Annotated in this window: 19 protein-coding genes and 2 pseudogenes; 16 read left to right on the top strand and 5 right to left on the bottom strand. The window is 61.7% G+C overall.

Annotation, left to right across the window (positions count from 1 at the left end; genetic code table 11):
• Positions 1-199 precede the first annotated feature (199 nt).
• The 4 genes from ACOYQJ_RS09190 to ACOYQJ_RS09175 all read left to right on the top strand — a co-directional run bounded on the left by ACOYQJ_RS09190 (position 200) and on the right by ACOYQJ_RS09175 (position 3,958).
• On the top strand, positions 200-1,267 hold the full coding sequence (locus ACOYQJ_RS09190; protein ID WP_422905729.1) for an ABC transporter substrate-binding protein: 1,068 nt from the start codon (positions 200-202) through the stop codon (positions 1,265-1,267).
• Positions 1,251-2,333, top strand: coding sequence for a FecCD family ABC transporter permease (locus ACOYQJ_RS09185; RefSeq protein WP_422905728.1), 1,083 nt, complete (start codon positions 1,251-1,253; stop codon positions 2,331-2,333). Before ACOYQJ_RS09190 ends, ACOYQJ_RS09185 begins: the two co-directional genes overlap by 17 nt.
• Positions 2,326-3,063, top strand: a complete 738-nt coding sequence (locus ACOYQJ_RS09180) for an ABC transporter ATP-binding protein (RefSeq protein WP_422905727.1) — start codon at positions 2,326-2,328, stop codon at positions 3,061-3,063. The genes ACOYQJ_RS09185 and ACOYQJ_RS09180 overlap by 8 nt, the downstream gene beginning before the upstream one ends.
• Positions 3,064-3,250: 187 nt before the next feature.
• Positions 3,251-3,958 carry an IS6 family transposase gene (locus tag ACOYQJ_RS09175; RefSeq protein ID WP_422905726.1) on the top strand — a complete coding sequence of 236 codons (708 nt, stop codon included), beginning with the start codon at positions 3,251-3,253 and terminating at the stop codon, positions 3,956-3,958.
• A gap of 56 nt (positions 3,959-4,014) precedes the next feature.
• On the opposite strand, the pseudogene ACOYQJ_RS09170 reads toward ACOYQJ_RS09175, so the two are convergent.
• Positions 4,015-4,674, bottom strand: a pseudogene (locus ACOYQJ_RS09170) (acyl-CoA dehydrogenase family protein); the annotation flags it as partial.
• Between the two features lie 231 nt (positions 4,675-4,905).
• Here ACOYQJ_RS09170 and ACOYQJ_RS09165 point away from each other — a divergent pair.
• Genes ACOYQJ_RS09165 through ACOYQJ_RS09120 form a run of 10 tightly spaced genes read left to right on the top strand, consistent with a single transcriptional unit; the run spans position 4,906 to position 14,816 of the window.
• A complete protein-coding gene (locus tag ACOYQJ_RS09165) occupies positions 4,906-7,197 on the top strand; it encodes a bifunctional salicylyl-CoA 5-hydroxylase/oxidoreductase (RefSeq protein WP_422905725.1) in 2,292 nt (763 codons plus the stop codon).
• Positions 7,194-7,937, top strand: a complete 744-nt coding sequence (locus tag ACOYQJ_RS09160; RefSeq protein WP_422905724.1) for an SDR family NAD(P)-dependent oxidoreductase — start codon at positions 7,194-7,196, stop codon at positions 7,935-7,937. Before ACOYQJ_RS09165 ends, ACOYQJ_RS09160 begins: the two co-directional genes overlap by 4 nt.
• A complete protein-coding gene (locus ACOYQJ_RS09155; protein WP_422905723.1) occupies positions 7,934-8,413 on the top strand; it encodes a MarR family winged helix-turn-helix transcriptional regulator in 480 nt (159 codons plus the stop codon). The genes ACOYQJ_RS09160 and ACOYQJ_RS09155 overlap by 4 nt, the downstream gene beginning before the upstream one ends.
• Positions 8,403-9,203, top strand: a complete 801-nt coding sequence (locus ACOYQJ_RS09150; RefSeq protein WP_422905722.1) for an enoyl-CoA hydratase family protein — start codon at positions 8,403-8,405, stop codon at positions 9,201-9,203. Before ACOYQJ_RS09155 ends, ACOYQJ_RS09150 begins: the two co-directional genes overlap by 11 nt.
• Positions 9,203-10,357, top strand: a complete 1,155-nt coding sequence (locus ACOYQJ_RS09145) for an acyl-CoA dehydrogenase family protein (RefSeq protein ID WP_422905721.1) — start codon at positions 9,203-9,205, stop codon at positions 10,355-10,357. The genes ACOYQJ_RS09150 and ACOYQJ_RS09145 overlap by 1 nt, the downstream gene beginning before the upstream one ends.
• Positions 10,358-10,359: 2 nt before the next feature.
• Positions 10,360-11,982 carry an AMP-binding protein gene (locus tag ACOYQJ_RS09140; protein ID WP_422905720.1) on the top strand — a complete coding sequence of 541 codons (1,623 nt, stop codon included), beginning with the start codon at positions 10,360-10,362 and terminating at the stop codon, positions 11,980-11,982.
• A complete protein-coding gene (locus ACOYQJ_RS09135; RefSeq protein ID WP_422905719.1) occupies positions 11,979-12,818 on the top strand; it encodes a tryptophan 2,3-dioxygenase in 840 nt (279 codons plus the stop codon). The genes ACOYQJ_RS09140 and ACOYQJ_RS09135 overlap by 4 nt, the downstream gene beginning before the upstream one ends.
• Positions 12,815-14,002 (top strand): kynureninase, encoded by a 1,188-nt coding sequence (gene kynU, locus ACOYQJ_RS09130; RefSeq protein ID WP_422905718.1) that lies wholly within the window; start codon positions 12,815-12,817, stop codon positions 14,000-14,002. The genes ACOYQJ_RS09135 and kynU overlap by 4 nt, the downstream gene beginning before the upstream one ends.
• Positions 14,002-14,409, top strand: a complete 408-nt coding sequence (locus tag ACOYQJ_RS09125; protein ID WP_422905717.1) for an acyl-CoA thioesterase — start codon at positions 14,002-14,004, stop codon at positions 14,407-14,409. Before kynU ends, ACOYQJ_RS09125 begins: the two co-directional genes overlap by 1 nt.
• On the top strand, positions 14,406-14,816 hold the full coding sequence (locus tag ACOYQJ_RS09120) for a RidA family protein (protein WP_422905716.1): 411 nt from the start codon (positions 14,406-14,408) through the stop codon (positions 14,814-14,816). Before ACOYQJ_RS09125 ends, ACOYQJ_RS09120 begins: the two co-directional genes overlap by 4 nt.
• On the opposite strand, the gene ACOYQJ_RS09115 is transcribed toward ACOYQJ_RS09120, so the two are convergent.
• Genes ACOYQJ_RS09115 through ACOYQJ_RS09105 form a run of 3 tightly spaced genes read right to left on the bottom strand, consistent with a single transcriptional unit; the run spans position 14,813 to position 17,594 of the window.
• Positions 14,813-15,616: a hormone-sensitive lipase gene (locus ACOYQJ_RS09115; protein WP_422905715.1), complete on the bottom strand. Its 804-nt coding sequence runs from the start codon at positions 15,614-15,616 to the stop codon at positions 14,813-14,815. The genes ACOYQJ_RS09120 and ACOYQJ_RS09115 overlap by 4 nt on opposite strands.
• A gap of 14 nt (positions 15,617-15,630) precedes the next feature.
• On the bottom strand, positions 15,631-17,118 hold the full coding sequence (locus ACOYQJ_RS09110) for a flavin-containing monooxygenase (RefSeq protein ID WP_422905714.1): 1,488 nt from the start codon (positions 17,116-17,118) through the stop codon (positions 15,631-15,633).
• 11 nt (positions 17,119-17,129) lie between these two features.
• On the bottom strand, positions 17,130-17,594 hold the full coding sequence (locus ACOYQJ_RS09105; RefSeq protein ID WP_422905713.1) for a cupin domain-containing protein: 465 nt from the start codon (positions 17,592-17,594) through the stop codon (positions 17,130-17,132).
• Positions 17,595-17,740: 146 nt separating this feature from the next.
• Here ACOYQJ_RS09105 and ACOYQJ_RS09100 point away from each other — a divergent pair, with 146 nt between their 5' ends.
• On the top strand, positions 17,741-18,736 hold the full coding sequence (locus ACOYQJ_RS09100; protein ID WP_422905712.1) for an AraC family transcriptional regulator: 996 nt from the start codon (positions 17,741-17,743) through the stop codon (positions 18,734-18,736).
• A gap of 140 nt (positions 18,737-18,876) precedes the next feature.
• Positions 18,877-19,203: a hypothetical protein gene (locus tag ACOYQJ_RS09095; RefSeq protein WP_422905711.1), complete on the top strand. Its 327-nt coding sequence runs from the start codon at positions 18,877-18,879 to the stop codon at positions 19,201-19,203.
• Here the strand turns inward: ACOYQJ_RS09095 and ACOYQJ_RS09090 are convergent.
• Positions 19,144-19,395 (bottom strand): annotated as a pseudogene (locus tag ACOYQJ_RS09090) (integrase core domain-containing protein); the annotation flags it as partial. The gene ACOYQJ_RS09095 and the pseudogene ACOYQJ_RS09090 overlap by 60 nt on opposite strands.
• Between the last annotated feature and the right edge of the window lie 67 nt (positions 19,396-19,462).

Below are 19,462 nucleotides of genomic sequence, written 5' to 3'. Positions count from 1 at the left end.
AAGAAATCCCCTGCAAAATCGGGGCAGTCCACAAATGGCCATACCCGCTTTCGCGACGGCTATCTGTCAGCCGCGAAAGTTTCTGTCATGGCTGCAGAAAGATCACTCCACCCAACACGGAAAGGTTGCGCTTTCGACTGTATTGCCCTCACAATCAGGAATTGCGTTCGGAGTGCTCAAACACACGGGGGAATTCAACATGAGATTTGGAAACCAAGCCAGGTTCGCCGCTTCCATCCTGGCAGCATCGGTATTCAATGTTCCGGCCGCAGCGCAGACCAGTTTTCAAGACCACCGCGACCAGACCATCGAACTGGATGCACCGCCAGATCGCGTGGTGACCATCGTTCGGTCCGCGCCGATCATCTATCGTGCCGTTGACGAGACGGCCGAACATATCGTCGGGATGAACAAGGATTCGCTTGATCGCTATTTCACCTCCGGCATCTACACCGAAATCATTCCCGAGATGTCAAATCTGAAAGCCACCGCCGCGCGCGAGGGGTTCGCCCCCAACGTCGAGGCGATCCTGGAACTGAACCCGGACCTGATCATCCAGTGGACCCACGATCCCAAGATCATCGAACCGCTGGAACGCGTCGGCTTGCGGGTCGTCGGATGGGCCTGCTGCACCGAGCAGGAGCGCCGTGACTACCTGAAACTGAGCGGCTACATCACCGGCAAGCCAGAGCGGGCTGATATGCTGCTGGCCCTGCAGGACGATTCCGCCGAGGCATTGACCACCACCATGACCGGCATGAGCGAAGACAGTTTTGTCAGCGTGCTTCAGGTAGACCAGTTGAACGACCAGATCAGAGTGATCGCCAACGGCTCGCAGAATTTCACCCTCAGTGGCGTGGTCAATCTGGCCGCCGACGATACCGGCGAATGGTGGAAGACCGTCGATCTTGAACAACTGTTCGCCTGGGATCCGCAGACTATCCTTATACCGCCCTACGCGAAAGACCTGACACCCGACGCGTTCTATTCCAATCCGATCCTGGCATCGCTGCAAGCCATCAAGAACAAGCGGGTCTATAAGATGCCAGCCTTCGGACGCACCCCCGACGCGCCGGAGATTTATCTCACCACGCCTTGGGTGGCGCTGGTTGCGCATGGCAAGCAGATCGCGCCGGATTTCCGCAACGAGGTGGTCCGCGGATATCAATCGATCTATGGTGCCTCGCTGACCGAGGCTCAGATCGGTAGCATTCTCGAAATGGAAGAGAATTCCGGGTCTGTTGGCTACGTTGAAACCTTCAACTGAGACCTCGCTGACCGACGGGCGAAACAGGCCGGGCATCGTTGCCGTTCTGGCATCGGTACCTATGATACCCGGCCTGCTGGCCCTATTGGTCTGCAGCATCCTTTATTCGGTGACGCTCGGCCGCTACGATCTGAGCGTTGGCGATGTGGCGTTGATCCTGTGGGATAACATCGTCCCGGTGGCTACGCCGGGTTGGGCCCCTGTCGAGGAAACCGTCGTCGAACTGGTGCGACTGCCGCGCATACTTGCGGCCGTTGTGGTGGGATTCGGACTGTCGATCTCGGGTGCGTCGCTGCAGGGTATGTTTCGCAACCCGCTCGTCGATCCCGGGATAATTGGCGTCACGTCAGGGGCGGGATTTGGCGGGACGCTGGCCATCCTGCTGGGCATTCATGGGTACGGGTTGCTTTCGATCTCATTCGTCTTCGGGATCAGCAGCATCGTTCTGGTCAAGTTCCTGGCCAGCGTTAAAGGGCGGACATCGGTGCTGACTCTGGTATTGGCCGGTGTGGTAATCTCGGCCTTTTTTTCGGCCGCGATATCGGTTGCCAAGCTGCTGGCTGACCCGTTCCAGAAACTGCCGGCCATCACCTACTGGCTGATGGGAAGCATCGCCTCGAGCAATTACACCGATGTACTGTTGATTGCTGTCGCGGTGGGTCCGGCGTCGATCGTGATCTATCTGCTTCGGTATCAAATTAACATCCTGTCACTGGGCGAGGAACGCGCCCGCGCTTTGGGAACGCCTGTGGTGCTGGTGCAATGGACCCTGCTTATTGCCACCGCGATGATTTCGGCGGGGGTGGTGGCCACGTCGGGCATCATCGGCTGGGTCGGCCTGGTTATCCCGCATATCGCGCGCACGCTGGTCGGCGCCAACCACGTCCGGCTGCTGCCGGTGGCAGGCATTCTGGGCGCGATCTATCTGCTGTTGGTCGACAATCTGGCCCGCACCATCACCACCTCGGAAATCCCACTTGGGATCATAACCGCCCTGATCGGGGTTCCGGTCTTTGCCATTATCCTGCGACGCATTCACCTGAAAGGCGGCTGGAACGATGATTGAGGTCTCGGACCTGACCGTTCGGCGCGGCGGAACCACCATAATTGAGGGCTACAGTTTTACCGCGCCGCGCGGTAGTATTCTCGCGGTGCTTGGAGCCAATGGCATCGGTAAGACTACGTTGCTGGAAACGTTGATCGGCGTGATCAAACCCGCAAGCGGAAGGCTTTCGATCTCTGGCGAGGTTGGCTTCGTGCCGCAACTCTTTGGTGTGGCGTTCTCTTATTCCGTCATGGACATCGTTCTGATGGGCCGTGCCCGGCACCTGGGGCTGTTCGGCGCGCCGGGGAAAAGAGACTATGACATAGCCCGGCGGTTCCTCGACTTGCTCAAAATCTCTCACCTCGAGGAACGGGTTTACAACCAGCTTAGCGGCGGCCAGCGTCAACTGGTCCTGATCGCGCAGGCTCTGTCATCGGGTTGCCAGATCATGGTGATGGACGAACCCTGTGCCGCACTCGATTACAAGAACCAGGATGTTGTCATCAACGTGATGCGCAGGCTAAGCGAGGATCACGGTATTACCATCCTGTTCTCGACACACGCGCCGCAACACGCAGTGGAAATCGCCACCGATGTCCTGCTAATGAACGACAGATCGTCCCATCGGTCGGGCAAGACCAGGGATGTTCTGAGCGAGGAGAACTTGAGCCATTTATACGGAATGCCTATCGGCAGGGCGCTGTTTTCGCAAAAAGACCGTTTCACCTACGCACCGCTCTTCACGGAATAGGCTATCGGGTGAAACGGCAGTGGCAGGGCCCCACTGGTCGTCCAGAATGGATGTTAGGTGTTCAGTCCCGGTATTTTTTGGATCGGACCTAGGATGAGTCGATCTGGCTTTGAACTCCAGAATTTGCAGATTGGGACTGGTGCATTAATCGCGGGTTTTGGCCACGCTTGGTTTTTTGAGGTCGGGCATGCCGCGTAAGTCACCGTTCCAGCATCACCGTTTCCCACGCGAGGTCATCCTGTGCACGGTACGTTGGTATCTGCGCTTCCCGCTGTCGTATCAGGACGTTGTCGATCTGCTGGCAGAGCGTGGCATCACGGTTGATCGATCGACTGTCTATCGCTGGGTGCAAAAGTTCGGCCCTGAACTGTCGAAGCGCACCGAGGCGCACTTGCGCAGAGCCAGCGTCGATTGGCATGTGGACGAGACCTACATTCGCATCGGCGGCAAATGGCGATACCTTTGGCGCGCTGTCGATGCGAACGGGCAGATGATTGATTTTCGTCTTACTGCGCGGCGCGACGCAAAGGCTGCCAAAGCCTTTCACAACAAAGCGATTGAACGCGGACGGTTGCATCGCCCGGTCACGATATGTACCGACAAAGCCCCGACCTATCGACGTGCCATTCGCGAGATTAATCATCGGTATGACCCGTATTTTGACAGCATTCGGCATGTCGACAAAAAGTGGCGTAACAATCGGATTGAAAGCGATCACGCCGCCATGAAACGGTTGCTCGGGTATCGGCCAAGCTTTCGATCCTTGCGATCAGCCAAAGCGACCCTCAGCGGGATCGAGACAATTCGAACCATCAAACGCGGCCACATCCATCACAAACATCCAGGCGTTCTCGGCGAGATCCAGTTTGTCAGCCAGCTCTTTGCATCTGCATGACCCGCCGAGCCCATCAAACTCTCCGAACGGCCTCAGTCAACTAATGCAACAGTCCCGCCGAACGGGCCCGCCAGCCCTTCCGCATTCGGCAGCAGGTCTTCATCGGGCACAAAGATCTCGTCCATCAGGATCATGCCGGTGATCGAGGCGCGCAACGAGAACTTGCCCTTGATCTTGATCTTGCCGCCATGCGCATCCGATTTAGCCCAGACGTCAAAGACATCGGCAATCGGGCTGTTCGAAATCCAAGTCTTGGCGCCGCTCAGCCTGTATCCGCCGTCGACCTTGACCGCCCGGGTGATCATCGACTCCGGATCGGACCCGTGATCCGGTTCCGTCAGGCCGAAACATCCCACGAAGTCGCCGCTGGCAAGTTTCGACAGGTATTTTCGGCGCTGCTCTTCGGTGCCATAGGCAAAGATCGGGTGCATCACCAACGAGCTTTGAACGGACATGGCCGAGCGATAGCCGGAATCAACACGTTCCACTTCTCGGGCGACAAGCCCGTAGGCCACGTAGGTCGCCCCCACGCAACCTTAGTCTTCGGGCAGGGTCGGGCCAAGCAGCCCAAGCTCGCCCATTTCGGACATGATCTCCCGGTCGAAGACCTCGTTCCGGTTGGCCTGCAACGCGCGGGGCTTCAGCTTTTCCTGGCAATAGGCATGGGCCGTGTCGCGGATCATGCGCTCTTCTTCGCTCAGCATCGCATCGAGCAGAAAGGGATCGTCTCACACCAGCCGGGCTGGTTTTGCGCGCGCGGTGTCCGGGCTGACCGGGGGGGTTTGGCCGTGGTCGCTGTTCCTCATCGTCCGCCTCCGATTCTGGATGCTGTTGCGAATTGGTAAGCTTCAAGCAAAAACATTTCAAACTTGAAATAAATGGACGACTCGCGTACCGTCGTTGGAAAGCGCGGCACTAGGGTTGCGGCGACCAAAAGGGAGATCGCGATGCGGATTGCATGTTTGGGTGGGGGGCCTGCGGGCCTGTATTTCGCCATTTCGACAAAGCTGCGCGACCCATCGGCCGAGGTGGTCGTCATCGAGCGCAACCGCTCTGACGACACCTTTGGCTGGGGTGTGGTCCTGTCGGATGAGACACTCGAAAACCTCGCCAAGAACGACCCGGTCAGCGCCAGGGCGATTGGCGAGAATTTTGCCTACTGGGACGACATCGCGCTGCATTACCGGGGTGAGACCCATGTTTCGTCCGGGCATGGCTTTTGCGGGATCGGGCGCAAAAAGCTGCTGCTTCTGCTGCAGGACCGGGCGCGCGAATTGGGTGTCGATCTGCGCTTCGAAACCGAGGTGCAAAGCGCCGAGGACTACCGCAAGGACTTCGACGTGGTGGTCGCCAGCGACGGGCTGAATTCGAAAACCCGCACGCTTTATGCTGACAGTTTCAAACCCGAAATCGACCAGCGGCTATGCCAGTTCGTCTGGCTGGGCACCCATCAGAAGTTCGACGACGCCTTCACCTTCATTTTCGAAGAGACCGAGAACGGCTGGATCTGGGTCCACGCCTACCAGTTCGACAATGACACCGCGACGTTCATCGTGGAATGCGCGCAGGAGACGTTCGACCGGTTCGGCTTTGGCGACATGAGCCAGCAAGAGACGATCGCGGTCTGCGAAAAGATATTTGCCAGACATCTGGACGGTCATGCGCTGATGACCAACGCCAGCCACATCCGCGGCTCGGCCTGGCTGCGCTTCCCCCGCGTTCTGTGCGAAACATGGCACTACGACAACGTCGTGCTTCTGGGCGATGCCTCGGCTACGGCGCATTTTTCCATCGGGTCCGGCACCAAGCTGGCCATGGAAAGCGCAATCGCTTTGGCCGAGTACATCCATACCGAAGACGGTCTGGAGGCCGCCTTTACCCGCTACCAGGAAGAGCGCCGGTTGGAGGTGCTGCGCCTTCAATCCGCCGCGCGCAACTCGCTGGAGTGGTTCGAAGAGGTGGAGCGGTATCTCGGCCTTGACCCGGTTCAGTTGAACTACTCGATGCTGACCCGGTCGCAGCGCATCAGCCATGAAAACCTGCGGATGCGCGACCCGAAATGGATGGAAAGCGCCGAGCGGTGGTTCATGACGCAGGCAGGGCTGGCGGCGGATGCACCGGTGCGGGCGCCGATGTTCGTGCCTATCAAGCTGCGCGACATGACCCTGAAGAACCGCATCGTTGTTTCGCCAATGGCGCAATACATGGCCGAGGATGGGTGCCCGAACGATTGGCACCTGAGCCACTATGGCGAACGGGCCAAAGGCGGGGCCGGACTGGTCTACACGGAAATGACCTGCGTCAGCGCGACGGGCCGGATCACGCCGGGATGCCCGGGGCTTTATGCACCCGAGCATGAGGCCGCCTGGTCGCGCCTGACGGGTTTCATGCACAGCTTCACCGACGCCAAGATCTGCTGCCAGATCGGCCATTCGGGACGAAAAGGTTCGACCAATATCGGCTGGGAAGGCATGGACAGGCCACTGGCCGAGGGTAACTGGGATCTCGTCAGCGCCTCGCCCATCCCATGGGCCGAAGGCAACGCCAGCCCGCGTGAGATCACGCGCTCTGAAATGGACGAAATCCGCGATCAGTTCGTCAGCGCGGCGCAGATGGCCGAACGCGCCCGGTTCGACATGATCGAACTGCACGCGGCGCACGGCTACCTGATCTCGTCGTTCATCTCGCCAGTGTCGAATGCCCGGACGGATGCGTACGGCGGCAGCCTCGAAAACCGCATGCGTTATCCTCTGGAGGTGTTCGAGGCGATGCGCGCGGTCTGGCCTGCGGCCAAGCCGATGTCGGTTCGGATCTCGGCCAATGACTGGGTTGGAGAGGCAGGCATCACCCCCGACGAGGCGGTTCAGATCGCCCGCATGTTCAGCGAGTCCGGGGCCGACCTGATCGACGTCTCGGCCGGCCAGACCACTCCCGAGGCCAAACCGGTCTACGGGCGGATGTTCCAGACGCCCTTCTCGGACCGTATCCGCAACGACGCGGGCCTCAGGACCATGGCGGTTGGCAATATCTACGAGGCCGATCACGCCAATTCGATCCTGATGGCAGGGCGCGCCGATCTGGTGGCCGTAGGCCGTCCACATCTGGCCGACCCCTATTGGACCCTCCACGAAGGCGCGAAGATCGGCGACCGCCTCGCCCCGTGGCCAAAGCCCTACGAGGCGGGCCGCGACCAGAGCTGGCGTCTGGCCGACCGCGAAGCAGAAGCGATCCGGGTATGACCATCAGGGGCAAGCATATCGTCGTCACAGGTGGCGGCACGGGTGTCGGGGCCGAAACCGCCCGGACCCTGGCCGAGGCCGGTGCCCGGGTGACAATCATGGGCCGATCAGAGCCGCCGCTGAAAGACCAAGGGCTGCCCTACCAGCTGTGCGACGTGACCAATGCGCAGGCCGTCAGCCAGGCCTTTGACTCGGCGCGCGAGGCGCAAGGACCGATCACAGGGGTCGTCGCCAATGCAGGCGCCGCCGACAGCGTGCCGTTCGCCAAGATGACACCAGACCACCTGCAAACCATGCTGTCCGTGAACCTGATCGGCGTCTCGAACGCCTGGCACGCCGCCCTGCCCGACATGAAAACCGCCGGATGGGGGCGGATGATCGCCATCGCCTCGACGGCTGGCCTGAAAGGTTACCCTTACGTCGCCGCCTATTGCGCGGCCAAGCACGGCGTCGTCGGCCTGACCCGCGCACTGTCGCTCGAACTGGCGCGCACGGGCATTACGGTCAACGCGGTCTGCCCCGGCTTCATCGAGACACCGATGCTGGAGCGATCCATCGCCAACATCGTCGAGAAAACCGGCAAGACCGAGGACGAGGCCCGCGCGGCCCTGTATGCGAACAATCCGCAAAAACGCTTCATCCAGACCGACGAGGTCGCCGGGGCCGTACTCTGGTTGTGCTCCGAAGCAGCGCGCTCGGTCAACGGACAGGCGCTGACCCTGTCAGGAGGGGAAATATGACACAGCGTCCCCAGACCCCCGCCGCACCCCTGTCGAAAGAGCGGCTACGCCTCTGGCTGAAACTGCTCAAGACCAGCCGGTCCATCGAGGACGAGGTGCGGCGCAGGCTGCGCCGCGAGCACGACTGGACCCTGCCCCGCTTCGACGTGATGTCGGCCCTGTCGCGGGCGCCGAACGGGCTGAAAATGGGCGAGATCTCTCGCATGCTGAAGGTCTCGGGGGGCAATATCACCGGCATCGTCGACAAACTGACCGAGGAAGGGCTGGCCCTGCGCGTCGCGATCCCCGGCGACCGGCGCGCCAATCTGGTGCGGCTGACGGACAAGGGGCAAAAGATGTTCGCCCTGCACTCTGCCGAACACGAAGCCTGGATCGACGAAATTCTTGGCGGTCTGGATGCGGACGATGTCAGCGGCATGATCGCCCGGCTCGACCGACTCAACGAAACACTGGCGGAGGAAACGGATGCGGACTGATACAGAGCACTTCTTGTGCAGGATCGAGGAGGGCATCGCGACCGTCTCGCTCGACCGGCCAGAGCGGAAGAACCCGCTGACCTTCGAAAGCTACGCAGAGCTGCGCGACTGGTTCCGGGATCTGCACTACAGCGACGAGGTCAAGGCCGTGGTCTTCGCCCCGAATGGCGGCAACTTCAGCTCTGGCGGCGATGTGCATGACATCATCGGACCGCTGACGAAGATGACCATGAAAGACCTTCTGGCCTTCACCCGCATGACCGGCGACTTGGTCAAAGCGATGGTGCACTGCGGCAAGCCGATCATCGCGGCGGTGGATGGCGTCTGCGCAGGCGCCGGGGCGATCATCTCTATGGCTTCCGATCTGCGGATCGCCACGCCCCAGGCTAAGACGGCCTTTCTGTTCAACCGCGTCGGGCTGGCGGGCTGCGACATGGGGGCCTGCGCGATCCTGCCCCGCATCATCGGGCAGGGCCGGGCGGCGGAACTGCTGTACCTGGGCCGGTCGATGACGGCCGAGGAAGGCGCCGCCTGGGGCTATTTCAACAAGGTGGTGCCAGCGGAGGAGCTGCTGGAGATGGCGCAGGGGCTGGCGCGGCGCATCGCTGACGGGCCGACCTGGGCCAACATGATGACCAAGACCATGCTGGCGCAGGAATGGTCCATGTCCATCGAGCAGGCCATCGAAGCCGAGGCGCAAGCGCAGGCGATCTGCATGCAGGGGCAGGACTTTCACCGCGCCTATCAGGCCTTCGTGGCCAAGGAAAAACCCGTGTTCGAGGGCGACTGATGGCGGACAAGAGCTTTCTAGACTGGCCGTTCTTCGAGGATCGGCATCGCGACCTGGCCGCGTCTCTGGACGCTTGGGCCACGGATCACCTGTCTGCGGTCGATCATTCCGACACGGACGCCGCCTGCCGCCAGCTTGTGACGATGCTGGGCAAGGCCGGGTTCGCCCAGCATTCGGGGGCCGAAGACGGCAAGCTGGACGTGCGCACGCTCTGCCTGATCCGCGAGACATTGGCCCGCCATGACGGACTCGCGGATTTTGCCTTTGCCATGCAGGGGCTGGGGACAGGCGCGATTTCCCTCTTCGGCTCGCCAGAACAAAAGGCAGACTGGCTGCCGCTCACCCGCGCGGGCAAAGCCATCTCGGCTTTCGCCCTGACCGAACCCGGCAGCGGATCGGACGTGGCGGCCAACACTATGAGCGCGGCGCGCGACGGCAATCACTTTGTCCTGAACGGGCAGAAGACCTGGATATCCAACGGCGGGATCGCCGATGTCTACACCGTCTTTGCCCGCACAGGAGAGGCGCCCGGCGCAAAGGGCATGTCGGCCTTTATCGTGCCTGCGGACACCAAGGGCCTTGAGATCACCGAACGGCTCGAAACCATTGCGCCGCATCCGCTGGCGACGCTGACCTTCAACGAGATGCGCGTGCCCGCGACTGCGATGGTCGGGGAACCAGGACAGGGTTTCAGGATCGCCATGTCGGTGCTGGATGTCTTCCGCTCAACCGTTGCGGCGGCGGCCCTTGGCTTCTCGCGTCGGGCCCTGGATGAAACCCTGGCGCGCGTGACGACGCGGCAAATCCAGGGCGCGCCGCTCTTCGATCTGCAGATGGTGCAGGGACATATCGCCGACATGGCGCTGGATGTGGATGCGGCCGCGCTGCTGGTCTACCGCGCCGCCTGGACCAAGGACAGTGGCGCCCCCCGGGTGACGCGCGAGGCCGCCATGGCCAAGCTCTTCGCCACAGATCAGGCGCAGCACATCATCGACAAGGCGGTGCAACTGCACGGCGGCGATGGCGTCAAATCGCACGAGACCGTCGAGAAACTCTATCGTGAAATCAGGGCCTTGCGCATCTATGAGGGTGCCTCGGACGTGCAGCGCGTGATCATCGCGCGCCAGGCCCTCAACGCCTTTCAGGGGAGATGACGATGCTGAGGCCTACCGCACACTCCGACACCTTCACCCGTGACAATCTTCCCCCGGAAGACCAGTGGCCCGAGCTGAAGCTGGACGGCTTCGACTATCCCGACAGGCTGAATGCGGGGTGGGAGCTGACCGACGCCATGGTCGCCAAGGGGTTCGGGGATTACATCGCATTGATCGGCAACGGACGCCAGCGCACCTACAAGGAACTGTCGGACTGGACCAACCGGCTGGCCCATACGCTGGTGGACGATCTGGGCGTCAAGCCGGGCAACCGCATCCTCATCCGCTCGGCCAATAACCCTGCCATGGTGGCCTGCTGGCTGGCGGCGACCAAGGCCGGAGCCGTGGTCGTCAACACCATGCCGATGCTGCGCGCCGGGGAACTGGCCAAATATGTCGAGAAGGCCCAGATCACCCACGCGCTCTGCGACACGCGGCTGATGGACGAGATGACGGCCTGCGCCAAGGGCAGCATATATCTGAAGACCGTTGCGGGCTTTGACGGCACCGCGAACCACGATGCCGAGCTTGACCGTCTGGCCCTGACCAAACCGGTGCAATTCGACTCGGTCCAGACGGCGCAGGACGATGTGGCGCTGATCGGCTTCACCTCCGGCTCGACCGGCAACCCCAAGGCGACGATGCATTTTCACCGCGACCTGCTGATCATTGCGGACGGCTACGCCAAAGAAGTGCTGAACGTCCAGCCCGACGATGTCTTTGTCGGCTCTCCCCCCTTGGCCTTCACCTTTGGGCTGGGCGGCCTTGCGATCTTTCCCTTGCGCTTCGGCGCGACGGCCACCTTGCTGGAAAATGCCTCGCCGCCGAACATGGTCGAGATCATCGAGACCTACAAAGCCACCGTCTGCTTCACCGCGCCAACCGCCTATCGCGCCATGCTGCGGGCCATGGAGGACGGGGCGGACCTGTCGTCTTTGCGCGCTGCTGTCTCGGCCGGCGAAACCCTGCCCGCCCCGGTCTATGACGAGTGGAAGGCCAAGACCGGCAAGCCGATGCTGGACGGGATCGGCGCGACAGAGATGCTGCACATCTTCATCACCAACAGGTTCGAAGATCACCGGCCCGCCTGCACCGGTAAGCCGGTCGGCGGCTACGAGGCCAAGGTGGTCGGACCGGACGGCACCGAGCTTCCGCGCGGCGAAATCGGGCGGCTGGCGATGCGCGGGCCGACCGGCTGCCGCTACATGTTCGGCGAACGGCAGGACGAATACGTCCAGAACGGCTGGAACATCTCGGGCGACAGCTTCACTCAGGACCCGGACGGCTATTTCCATTTCGCCGCCCGCAGCGACGACATCATCGTGTCCTCCGGCTACAACATCGCGGGCCCCGAGGTCGAAGCCGCCCTGCTGGCTCATGAGGCCGTGGCGGAATGCGCGGTGATCGGCGTGCCGGACGATGATCGCGGCGCGCTCGTCGAGGCCCATGTGGTTCTGAGCGACGGAGAGGAACCGTCAAATGCGCTGGTCAAGCTGTTGCAGGATCACGTCAAGGCCACCATCGCGCCCTTCAAATACCCGCGCTCGGTCGTTTTCACCAAAGCGCTGCCAAAGACCGAGAGCGGCAAGATCCAGCGTTTCAAACTGAAAGGCACGTCGACATGAGCAGTGGCGCCTACGATCCCGGCACCGGCGGGGCCCGGATGGATTTCAAGGACGCCATGTCTTATGGCGATTACCTGAACCTCGACCCGATCCTGAACGCGCAGGCCCCGCTAAGCGCGGCGCATGACGAGTTGCTGTTCATCATTCAGCACCAGACCTCCGAGCTCTGGATGAAGCTGATCCTGCACGAACTGGGCGCGGCGCGGGATGCGCTACGCGCGAACGATACCACGACCATGTTCAAGATGCTGGCTCGCGTCAGCCGCATCTTCGAGCAGCTCAACAACCAATGGGACGTGCTGCGCACCATGACCCCGGCGGATTACACGACATTCCGCGAGGCCCTGGGCCCGTCGTCGGGCTTTCAATCCTACCAGTACCGCATGATCGAGTATGTTCTGGGCAATCGGAACCCCAACATGATGAAGCCCCACGCGCATATGCCGGATGTCCACGCCATGCTAACCGCCGAACTGGCGCGGCCCAGTTTCTATGACGAGGTCGTGCGGCACCTCTTCCACACCCTCGACGGCAATGAGGCGGCCATGCCCGCCCCGCAGCTTGATACGCCACACGCGGCAAAGCCCGAGATTCAGGCCCGCTGGAAGACCGTCTACGAGAACATCAACGCGCATTGGTCGCTCTATGAGCTGGCCGAAAAGCTGGTGGACCTCGAAGACTACTTCCGCCGCTGGCGCTTCAACCATGTGACAACCGTCGAGCGCGTGATCGGCTTCAAGCGCGGCACTGGCGGCACAGCGGGGGTGTCCTACCTGCGCAAGATGCTGGATGTCGAACTGTTCCCGGAACTCTGGCACCTGAGAGGTGAGCTATGACCCTGCCCCGCAAGCATCTCTTCGATCTTCCCGAAGGCGTGATCTATCTCGACGGCAACTCGCTGGGCCCCCTGCCCAAGGGCGCCGGGGCGCGCGCTGCCGAGGTGATTTCCAACGAATGGGGTCAGCAGTTGATCCGCGCCTGGAACACATCGGACTGGATCTCCTTGCCGGCCCGCGTGGGCGACCGGATCGCAGGGCTGATCGGCGCGCCCACAGGGTCTGTGGCCACCGGGGACACGCTGTCGATCAAGGTCTACCAGGCGCTTGCGGCGGCGCTGAAGATACGGCCCGACCGCCGTGTCATCCTGTCGGACAGCGGCAATTTCCCAACCGACCTCTACATGGCGCAGGGCCTGATCGGCACCATCGACCAGGGCTACGCGCTGCGCACCCCCGCGCCCCAGGACGTGGCCGACGCCATCACCGAAGAGGTCGCAGTGGTGATGCTGACCCATGTCGATTACCGCTCTGGACGCCTGCACGACATGAAGGCGATCACCGAAAAGGCCCATAGCGTCGGCGCGGTGATGATCTGGGACCTCGCCCATAGCGCGGGCGCCCTGCCACTGGATCTGGCCGGGTCCAAGGCCGAATTTGCGGTGGGCTGCACCTACAAGTATTTCAACGGCGGCCCCGGCGCCCCGGCCTTCATCTATGCCCGGCCTGACATCGTCGAGACAATTGAACCGGCCCTTGCCGGGTGGATGGGCCATGACGCGCCTTTCGCGATGGAGCCCGGCTACCGCCCCGCCTTGTCGACCGAGCGGCTGCGCGTCGGCACCCCGCCGATCGTTCAACTTTCCATTCTGGATACCGCGCTTGACGTTTGGGAGGGGGTCGACATGGACGACCTGCGCGCGGCCTCTGTCGCGCTGTGCGAAACCTTCATCGCCGAGGTAGAGGCCCGCTGCCCCGCGCTGACCCTCGCCTCGCCGCGCAATGCCGCCGAACGGGGCAGCCAGGTCTCGTTCGCCTTCGATCACGGCTACGAGGCGATGCAGGCCCTGATCGACCGGGGCGTGATCGGCGACTTCCGCGCGCCGGATATCATGCGTTTCGGCTTCACGCCTCTTTACATCGACACGGCAGATGTGGTTGCAGCGGCGAAGATTGTAGAAGACGTGATCAAGGGCGAGCTTTGGCGCGATCCCAAGTACCAGACGAAATCGAAAGTGACCTGATGCATTTTACTTTTCCGCAAAAGGTGCTGTTCAAGCATTGCGACCCGGCGGGCATCGTCTTTTACCCGCGCTTCTTCGAGATGATCAATGACGCGGTCGAAAGCCTGTTCAGCGATGTTCTCGGCTGGCCGTTCGAAGAGATGCTTCCGAACGCAGGCGTGCCGACTGCGGCTTTTGACGTCCGTTTCAAGACGCCTTGTCGCCATGGCGACCAGTTGGAGTTGCGCCTGACCCTGACACGGCTCGGCCGCAGCAGCCTGTCTTTGACCACCCGGGCGGTGCGGCAGGAGGTGGCCTGCTTCGAGGCTGACCAGACCCTTGTCTGCGTCGACGGTGAAGGCCGGCCCGCGCCCTGGCCCGCGCCTGTGCGCGCCCGGATCAAAGACTTGATGGAGGCAGAGACATGAAACCGCAGACCATTCACCCCGAAGGTTGGGCACCCGCCCTTGGCTATGCCAACGGCATGTTGATGCCCGATGGCACCCTGCACATCGGCGGCCAGATCGGGTGGGACAAGGACAAAGTCTTTGCCCAGGGCGGCTTTATTGCGCAGATGGAACAGGCGCTGAGCAACATCGCCGAGATCGTCCTTGCCGCCGGGGGCGACGTCACGGATGTCGGACGCCTGACCTGGTACGTCAAGGACAAGGCCGAGTACCTGGCGCATCAGCGCGAGGTCGGCAAAGCCTATCAGCGCGTGTTCGGCAAGCACTTCCCGGCCATGTCCATGCTGATCGTCAACGACCTCGTCGAGGACGATGCGCTGCTCGAGATCGAGGCCACCGCCTACATAGATCGCGGCAGTTCGGACTAAGCCCCCAAGAGAGCTGCGCAAATCGGCGAATCCGGCGATTTCAGCCCTTCGAGCACCGTGAAGTGATTGTGGTCCCCGTCTATGGTCAGGTCAGTGTCCGCATCCAGACCCTGCCAGATCATGTCCAGCAGACGCGCCTGCCGAATGAACTCGGGACGTTCACCACCGCCAACCCAGATCGAGACGCGCGCGCCCGGATGCGGGGTCAGCAAGGCGGGGCTTTCCTCGGTCGCCTCTTCGGCGCTCAGGCGCAGAGTGTCGTTCATCGCCGTATGCCGCAGCGGACGCAGGTCGTGCAGGCCGCTGATCGACAGGACATGCTCTACCCGGTTGCGGGTCTGGTCTGACAAAGGGCTGTTTTCGCAGATCATCCGGGTGACAAGGTGCCCGCCAGCGGAATGTCCGACCAGGCGGATCGGGCCGCTGACGAGTCTGGCCGCCTCGTCTATCGCCGCGCTGATCTGGCGGGTGATCGCGGAAATCCGGGCCTCGGGCGTCAGGGTATAGCTGGGAATGGCAACCGCCCAACCGCTTGCCCGCGCCCCTTCCGCGAGGTCGGTCCAGTAGGACTTGTCGAGCCGCATCCAGAACCCGCCGTGCACAAAGACGACAAGGCCCCTGGGCGCGCCATCAGGCCGAACAAGGTCGAAAACCTCGCGCGGCGCCCGCCCATAGGGGATGTCTGTCTCGATCCTTGTGCCCAGGCGATAGGCCTCGGCACGCTTTGCCCAGAATCCGGGCAAAGCTTCCGAACCTTCGACATGACCCATGTTGTTGAACGCATCGTCCCAATCCCGCATCGAAGGCTCCTGTTTCATCCGGCCCGGTATTGCGGGGTCGAGGCCAGGAAATCTCCGTAGGCATCCGCATCGGGATAAGAGAATTGTTCGGCCAGCGGGTTGGACCGCTTGCTTTTCTTCGCCCCCATATCGGCCAGCAGCTCGTCGAAATGCTTGAAGTGGAAAGGCGCCGAGCACAATCCGCCATAGACCTTGGCCGCCGGGCGTTCCTTGCGCCGCCAGTTCAGCATCATGTCGATGTTTTCGCGCATCTGCGTCTCGGTCGGTTGATTGGCAAGCTGACCATCGGCATAGCGCACCAGCCAGTTGGCGATCATTTCCGCCGAAAGGACGGTGCAGAAGCTGGAGTTAAACCCGACAAAGCCCATATCCGGCAGGTCTGGATTCACCGACAGGCGATAGGTCTTGTATTGCCCATCCGGCTCGACCAGCTTAGCGCGGTATTCCTCGGGCAGGACCGGAACACTCAGCTTCCAGCCCACCGCCAGAACCGAGACATCGCAGCGGACCTTTTCGCCAGTCGTCAGCAGGATGCTGTCACCGACATATTGGTCAAAGCTGCCCAGAACCAGCTTCAGCTTGCCGCTCTTGAGGGCCTCGAACAATCCCGGCGTGACCAGAGGCAGCGAACAGGACGCTTCCTTTTCGATCGGGATGTCGGGGACCATGTTCCACTTCTTCAGACCCAGTTGCAGCTTCAGCAGGGTTTCCAACCCGCGGAAGTTGGCCCAGACAAGCGGTTTGGTGAGCGCCGCAATGGCCCTCTTCGCCGGTCCGCGATTCCAGCTGTTGAACTGCATTTCCTGCGCGCGCATGTAGAGCAGCCGTTTGAAGTTGATGCCGCCAATGAAATAGGGGATGCGCCAGACATTCTGGCGATAGACCATCGTCACCTGTTCCGCGCCGTTCTGCACCGCGTTGACCGCGATGTCGGTGGCGGATTTCGAGCCGCCCAGAACCACCAAATGCTTGCCCCGGGCGATGTCCGGGTCGGTATATTCCGACGAATGCATCACCTGCCCGCCCTGCGCGACAAAACCGTCTTGGCCGGGATGGCTGATGACATTCTTGTAGGAAAACTGACCGGTGCAGATCGCAACAAAATCGAAATCCTGTTTGCGCGTCCGCCCGGCGCTTTCCAGTGTCAGGGTCCAGCCCGGCTGCCCATCAGCGCGGCGTTCCATTCCCACCACATCCGTGTTGAGCTGAAAGAGCCGCCCCAGCTTGTGCTTGTCGGCGTAGGAGTGCAGATAGGCATGCACCTGCGGCCCCTTGGGCCACTGGGCATAGTCCTCCGGCATGGCCAGATCGGTGTAGCGATAAAGGTCCTTGGGGCTTTGGGTTTGAACGCCGGGGTAGGAGCGGGACAGCTCCCACACACCGCCAAAGTCGTGACTGCGTTCGAACCCGATCACCCGGTGACCGCGCTCATCAAAGGCCTTTGCCGCGGCAAGCCCCGAGACCCCGCCGCCGATGACGGCGACAGTTTTGCGTTTGACCATGGTGTGCCTCCTTATCCGGCGTCGGGCGGCGGCGGCAGGAAATCCACCTCGCGCAGGGCGGACAGGCGCACCAATTCTGCCGGGTCGGTGACACCGTCCAGCTCGCCGAACAGCTCGAACAGCTTGCGCGCGGGCGCGACGCCAAAAACGCAGGTCGCCTCTTTGCCCGAGCGGTTGAAAATGCCATGCGCCTTGCCCATGGGCATGCGGATCGTGTCGCCGGGCCCGGCCTTGTGGGCGGTGACATCGCCGGTTTCAAAGCCGAACTCAACCTCAAGCTCGCCTTCAAGCATGTAGATCCATTCATCCTGTGTCGGATGGATATGCGGCGGAACGAAGGTCTCGGCCGGGATCTGCGCGTGCCAGATGAACGCGTTGTCCGACAAAAGCTTGGGCGTATAGATGTGCCCGACGACATTCCATGCGGTTCCGTCCAACCCTTCGGCCGATCCGGTCACCCCTTCTCCAGTGTACATTGTTATGACTCCCAGTTCGCTTGTGACACCAAGGCTACCCGAGGCCCGGCCAAAGCGGTTATCCAGAAAACGAATCCATTTTGCATGTCTCGTCCGCACAGGGCCAAACTGTGCTAGAGTGACAGCCGGAGAGATGCGAAACCACAATGACAAGACCCGCGAACACAGCTTTGCCTTTGGAGCGAAACCGCCTGTTCCAGTCCGGTGACCTGGACGAAGCGCGGGCCGTTGTTGCCGGAAAATTCTGCGACCACCGGCTGGATCGCGTCTCGCGGTCCGGGCGCTTCGATGCGGTGCACAACCGCGCCGAAGGGCAAGCCACCTCGCTCAACTACATTCAGTACGGCGCCGATGTCGAAATCGAACCCGGCGAGCTTGGGTCGTTCTATCTGGTGCAAATCCCGCTGAAGGGACAGGCCCGGATCGACAATTCCGCCGGCGACGTGGAAACCGGCCCCGGCTTGGGCAGTGTCCTGAACCCGCACCGTCATGCGTCGATGCGCTGGCGCGAGGGCTGCTCGCAGCTTCTGTTGCAGATCGATGCCCAGCAGTTGAATCGGGTCGCTGAACGCCTGGTTGGCCGGGCGCTGTCGGGTCCGGTGACCTTTCGAACCGCGGTCGATCAGAGCATGGCCGAGGTCGACAAATGGGTTCATACGCTGCGCACCTGTTTTTCGCTGGCCGAGAAAGACGCCATCTTTGCCAAGGGCAATGTGCACACCCAGGCGCTTGTCGAGGAACAACTGATCGAAGGGTTCCTGCTCTGTCAGCCAAGCGATGTCAGCGGCCTGCTGATGGAAGACGTTGAACAGGCCGAAAACCTGCATGTCCGGCGGGCCATGACATATATCCATCGCAATCTTGGCGAGGCGATGACCGTGGGCGACATTGCGGACGCGCTGCAGATTTCGCCCCGTTCCTTGCAATTGAGCTTCAAGGCAGAGCTTGGCGTGACACCCATGCAATACCTGCGTTCAGCACGTCTGCGCGAGGCACATGCCCTGCTGAAAAGCGGATCCGGCAACCGGACGATCGGCGATATCTGCGAACACGTCGGCTTGGGTCATTTCGGGCGCTTTTCGGTCGAATACAAACGCCAATACGGCGAAAGCCCGCATGAGACGCGCCTGAAGAGCGGATAAGGGGCATTCTCATTGGCTCGCCCAGTCTGCGAGTTTGGGTAGCGATGGGACATCAAACGACATTCGCCGCGCGGGACGAGGAAAGCGGCGTGTCGGGCGTGTTCCCGATCACCGCTCTGATGTAACGGCCGGCGCCAGAGGTGATTTGGCTGACGGTGGAGTGCGGCGAGCCGATCGGGGTGACATCAGAGCATCCGATGTTCGTCGTCGATGCGGGCAGGACCCGGGCCGAGGGGGTTGTCGCGGGGGATGCCCTGCGGACGGCATCTCTGGCCTCGGTTCTGGTGCTGGACGTCGAGGTCGACCGTGGCGCGCAGCGGGTGTGCAACCTTGAGGTTGCCAAGGCTGGGACTTATTTCGTTGGCGATGCAGAGGTTTGGGGCATAATACCCGTAACCCCAAGCTCCCTAGGTGTTCAGTCCCGGCATCTGGTGGATCGGATTCAGGATGAATCGATCTGGCTCTGATGTCCAGATTTTGCATATGTATTCGTAAGGCGTTAGCCCGCTGAGTGTCTTCAAGCGACGTGCAAAGTTGTAGGCGTCTAAGAAGTCCGCGAGGTGCCTTCGAAGCTGCCCGTGGCTGTCATAGTGATAGCGTTTCACCGTCGCTTCCTTGATGGTACGGTTCATGCGCTCGACCTGGCCATTGATGGGATGGATGGCTCCCGCTTCCGGCATCGCAATGTGCCACATTGGGTGCTGTAACATCACCAATGACGGGAGC

It is taken from the genome of Pacificoceanicola algae (assembly GCF_049341065.1).
Classification (GTDB): domain Bacteria; phylum Pseudomonadota; class Alphaproteobacteria; order Rhodobacterales; family Rhodobacteraceae; genus Pacificoceanicola.
This window is presented reverse-complemented; position numbering and strand designations above follow the sequence as displayed.

Excerpts from the sequence above, each read along its gene's own strand:
- kynU (WP_422905718.1), top strand. The coding sequence starts at position 12,815 with ATGACCCTGCCCCGCAAGCATCTCTTCGATCTTCCCGAAGGCGTGATC.
- ACOYQJ_RS09145 (WP_422905721.1), top strand. The coding sequence starts at position 9,203 with ATGGCGGACAAGAGCTTTCTAGACTGGCCGTTCTTCGAGGATCGGCAT.
- ACOYQJ_RS09165 (WP_422905725.1), top strand. The coding sequence starts at position 4,906 with ATGCGGATTGCATGTTTGGGTGGGGGGCCTGCGGGCCTGTATTTCGCC.
- ACOYQJ_RS09155 (WP_422905723.1), top strand. The coding sequence starts at position 7,934 with ATGACACAGCGTCCCCAGACCCCCGCCGCACCCCTGTCGAAAGAGCGG.
- ACOYQJ_RS09150 (WP_422905722.1), top strand. The coding sequence starts at position 8,403 with ATGCGGACTGATACAGAGCACTTCTTGTGCAGGATCGAGGAGGGCATC.
- ACOYQJ_RS09100 (WP_422905712.1), top strand. The coding sequence starts at position 17,741 with ATGACAAGACCCGCGAACACAGCTTTGCCTTTGGAGCGAAACCGCCTG.
- ACOYQJ_RS09180 (WP_422905727.1), top strand. The coding sequence starts at position 2,326 with ATGATTGAGGTCTCGGACCTGACCGTTCGGCGCGGCGGAACCACCATA.
- ACOYQJ_RS09115 (WP_422905715.1), bottom strand. The coding sequence starts at position 15,616 with ATGCGGGATTGGGACGATGCGTTCAACAACATGGGTCATGTCGAAGGT.
- ACOYQJ_RS09110 (WP_422905714.1), bottom strand. The coding sequence starts at position 17,118 with ATGGTCAAACGCAAAACTGTCGCCGTCATCGGCGGCGGGGTCTCGGGG.
- ACOYQJ_RS09125 (WP_422905717.1), top strand. The coding sequence starts at position 14,002 with ATGCATTTTACTTTTCCGCAAAAGGTGCTGTTCAAGCATTGCGACCCG.
- ACOYQJ_RS09140 (WP_422905720.1), top strand. The coding sequence starts at position 10,360 with ATGCTGAGGCCTACCGCACACTCCGACACCTTCACCCGTGACAATCTT.
- ACOYQJ_RS09135 (WP_422905719.1), top strand. The coding sequence starts at position 11,979 with ATGAGCAGTGGCGCCTACGATCCCGGCACCGGCGGGGCCCGGATGGAT.
- ACOYQJ_RS09105 (WP_422905713.1), bottom strand. The coding sequence starts at position 17,594 with ATGTACACTGGAGAAGGGGTGACCGGATCGGCCGAAGGGTTGGACGGA.
- ACOYQJ_RS09120 (WP_422905716.1), top strand. The coding sequence starts at position 14,406 with ATGAAACCGCAGACCATTCACCCCGAAGGTTGGGCACCCGCCCTTGGC.
- ACOYQJ_RS09160 (WP_422905724.1), top strand. The coding sequence starts at position 7,194 with ATGACCATCAGGGGCAAGCATATCGTCGTCACAGGTGGCGGCACGGGT.
- ACOYQJ_RS09175 (WP_422905726.1), top strand. The coding sequence starts at position 3,251 with ATGCCGCGTAAGTCACCGTTCCAGCATCACCGTTTCCCACGCGAGGTC.
- ACOYQJ_RS09190 (WP_422905729.1), top strand. The coding sequence starts at position 200 with ATGAGATTTGGAAACCAAGCCAGGTTCGCCGCTTCCATCCTGGCAGCA.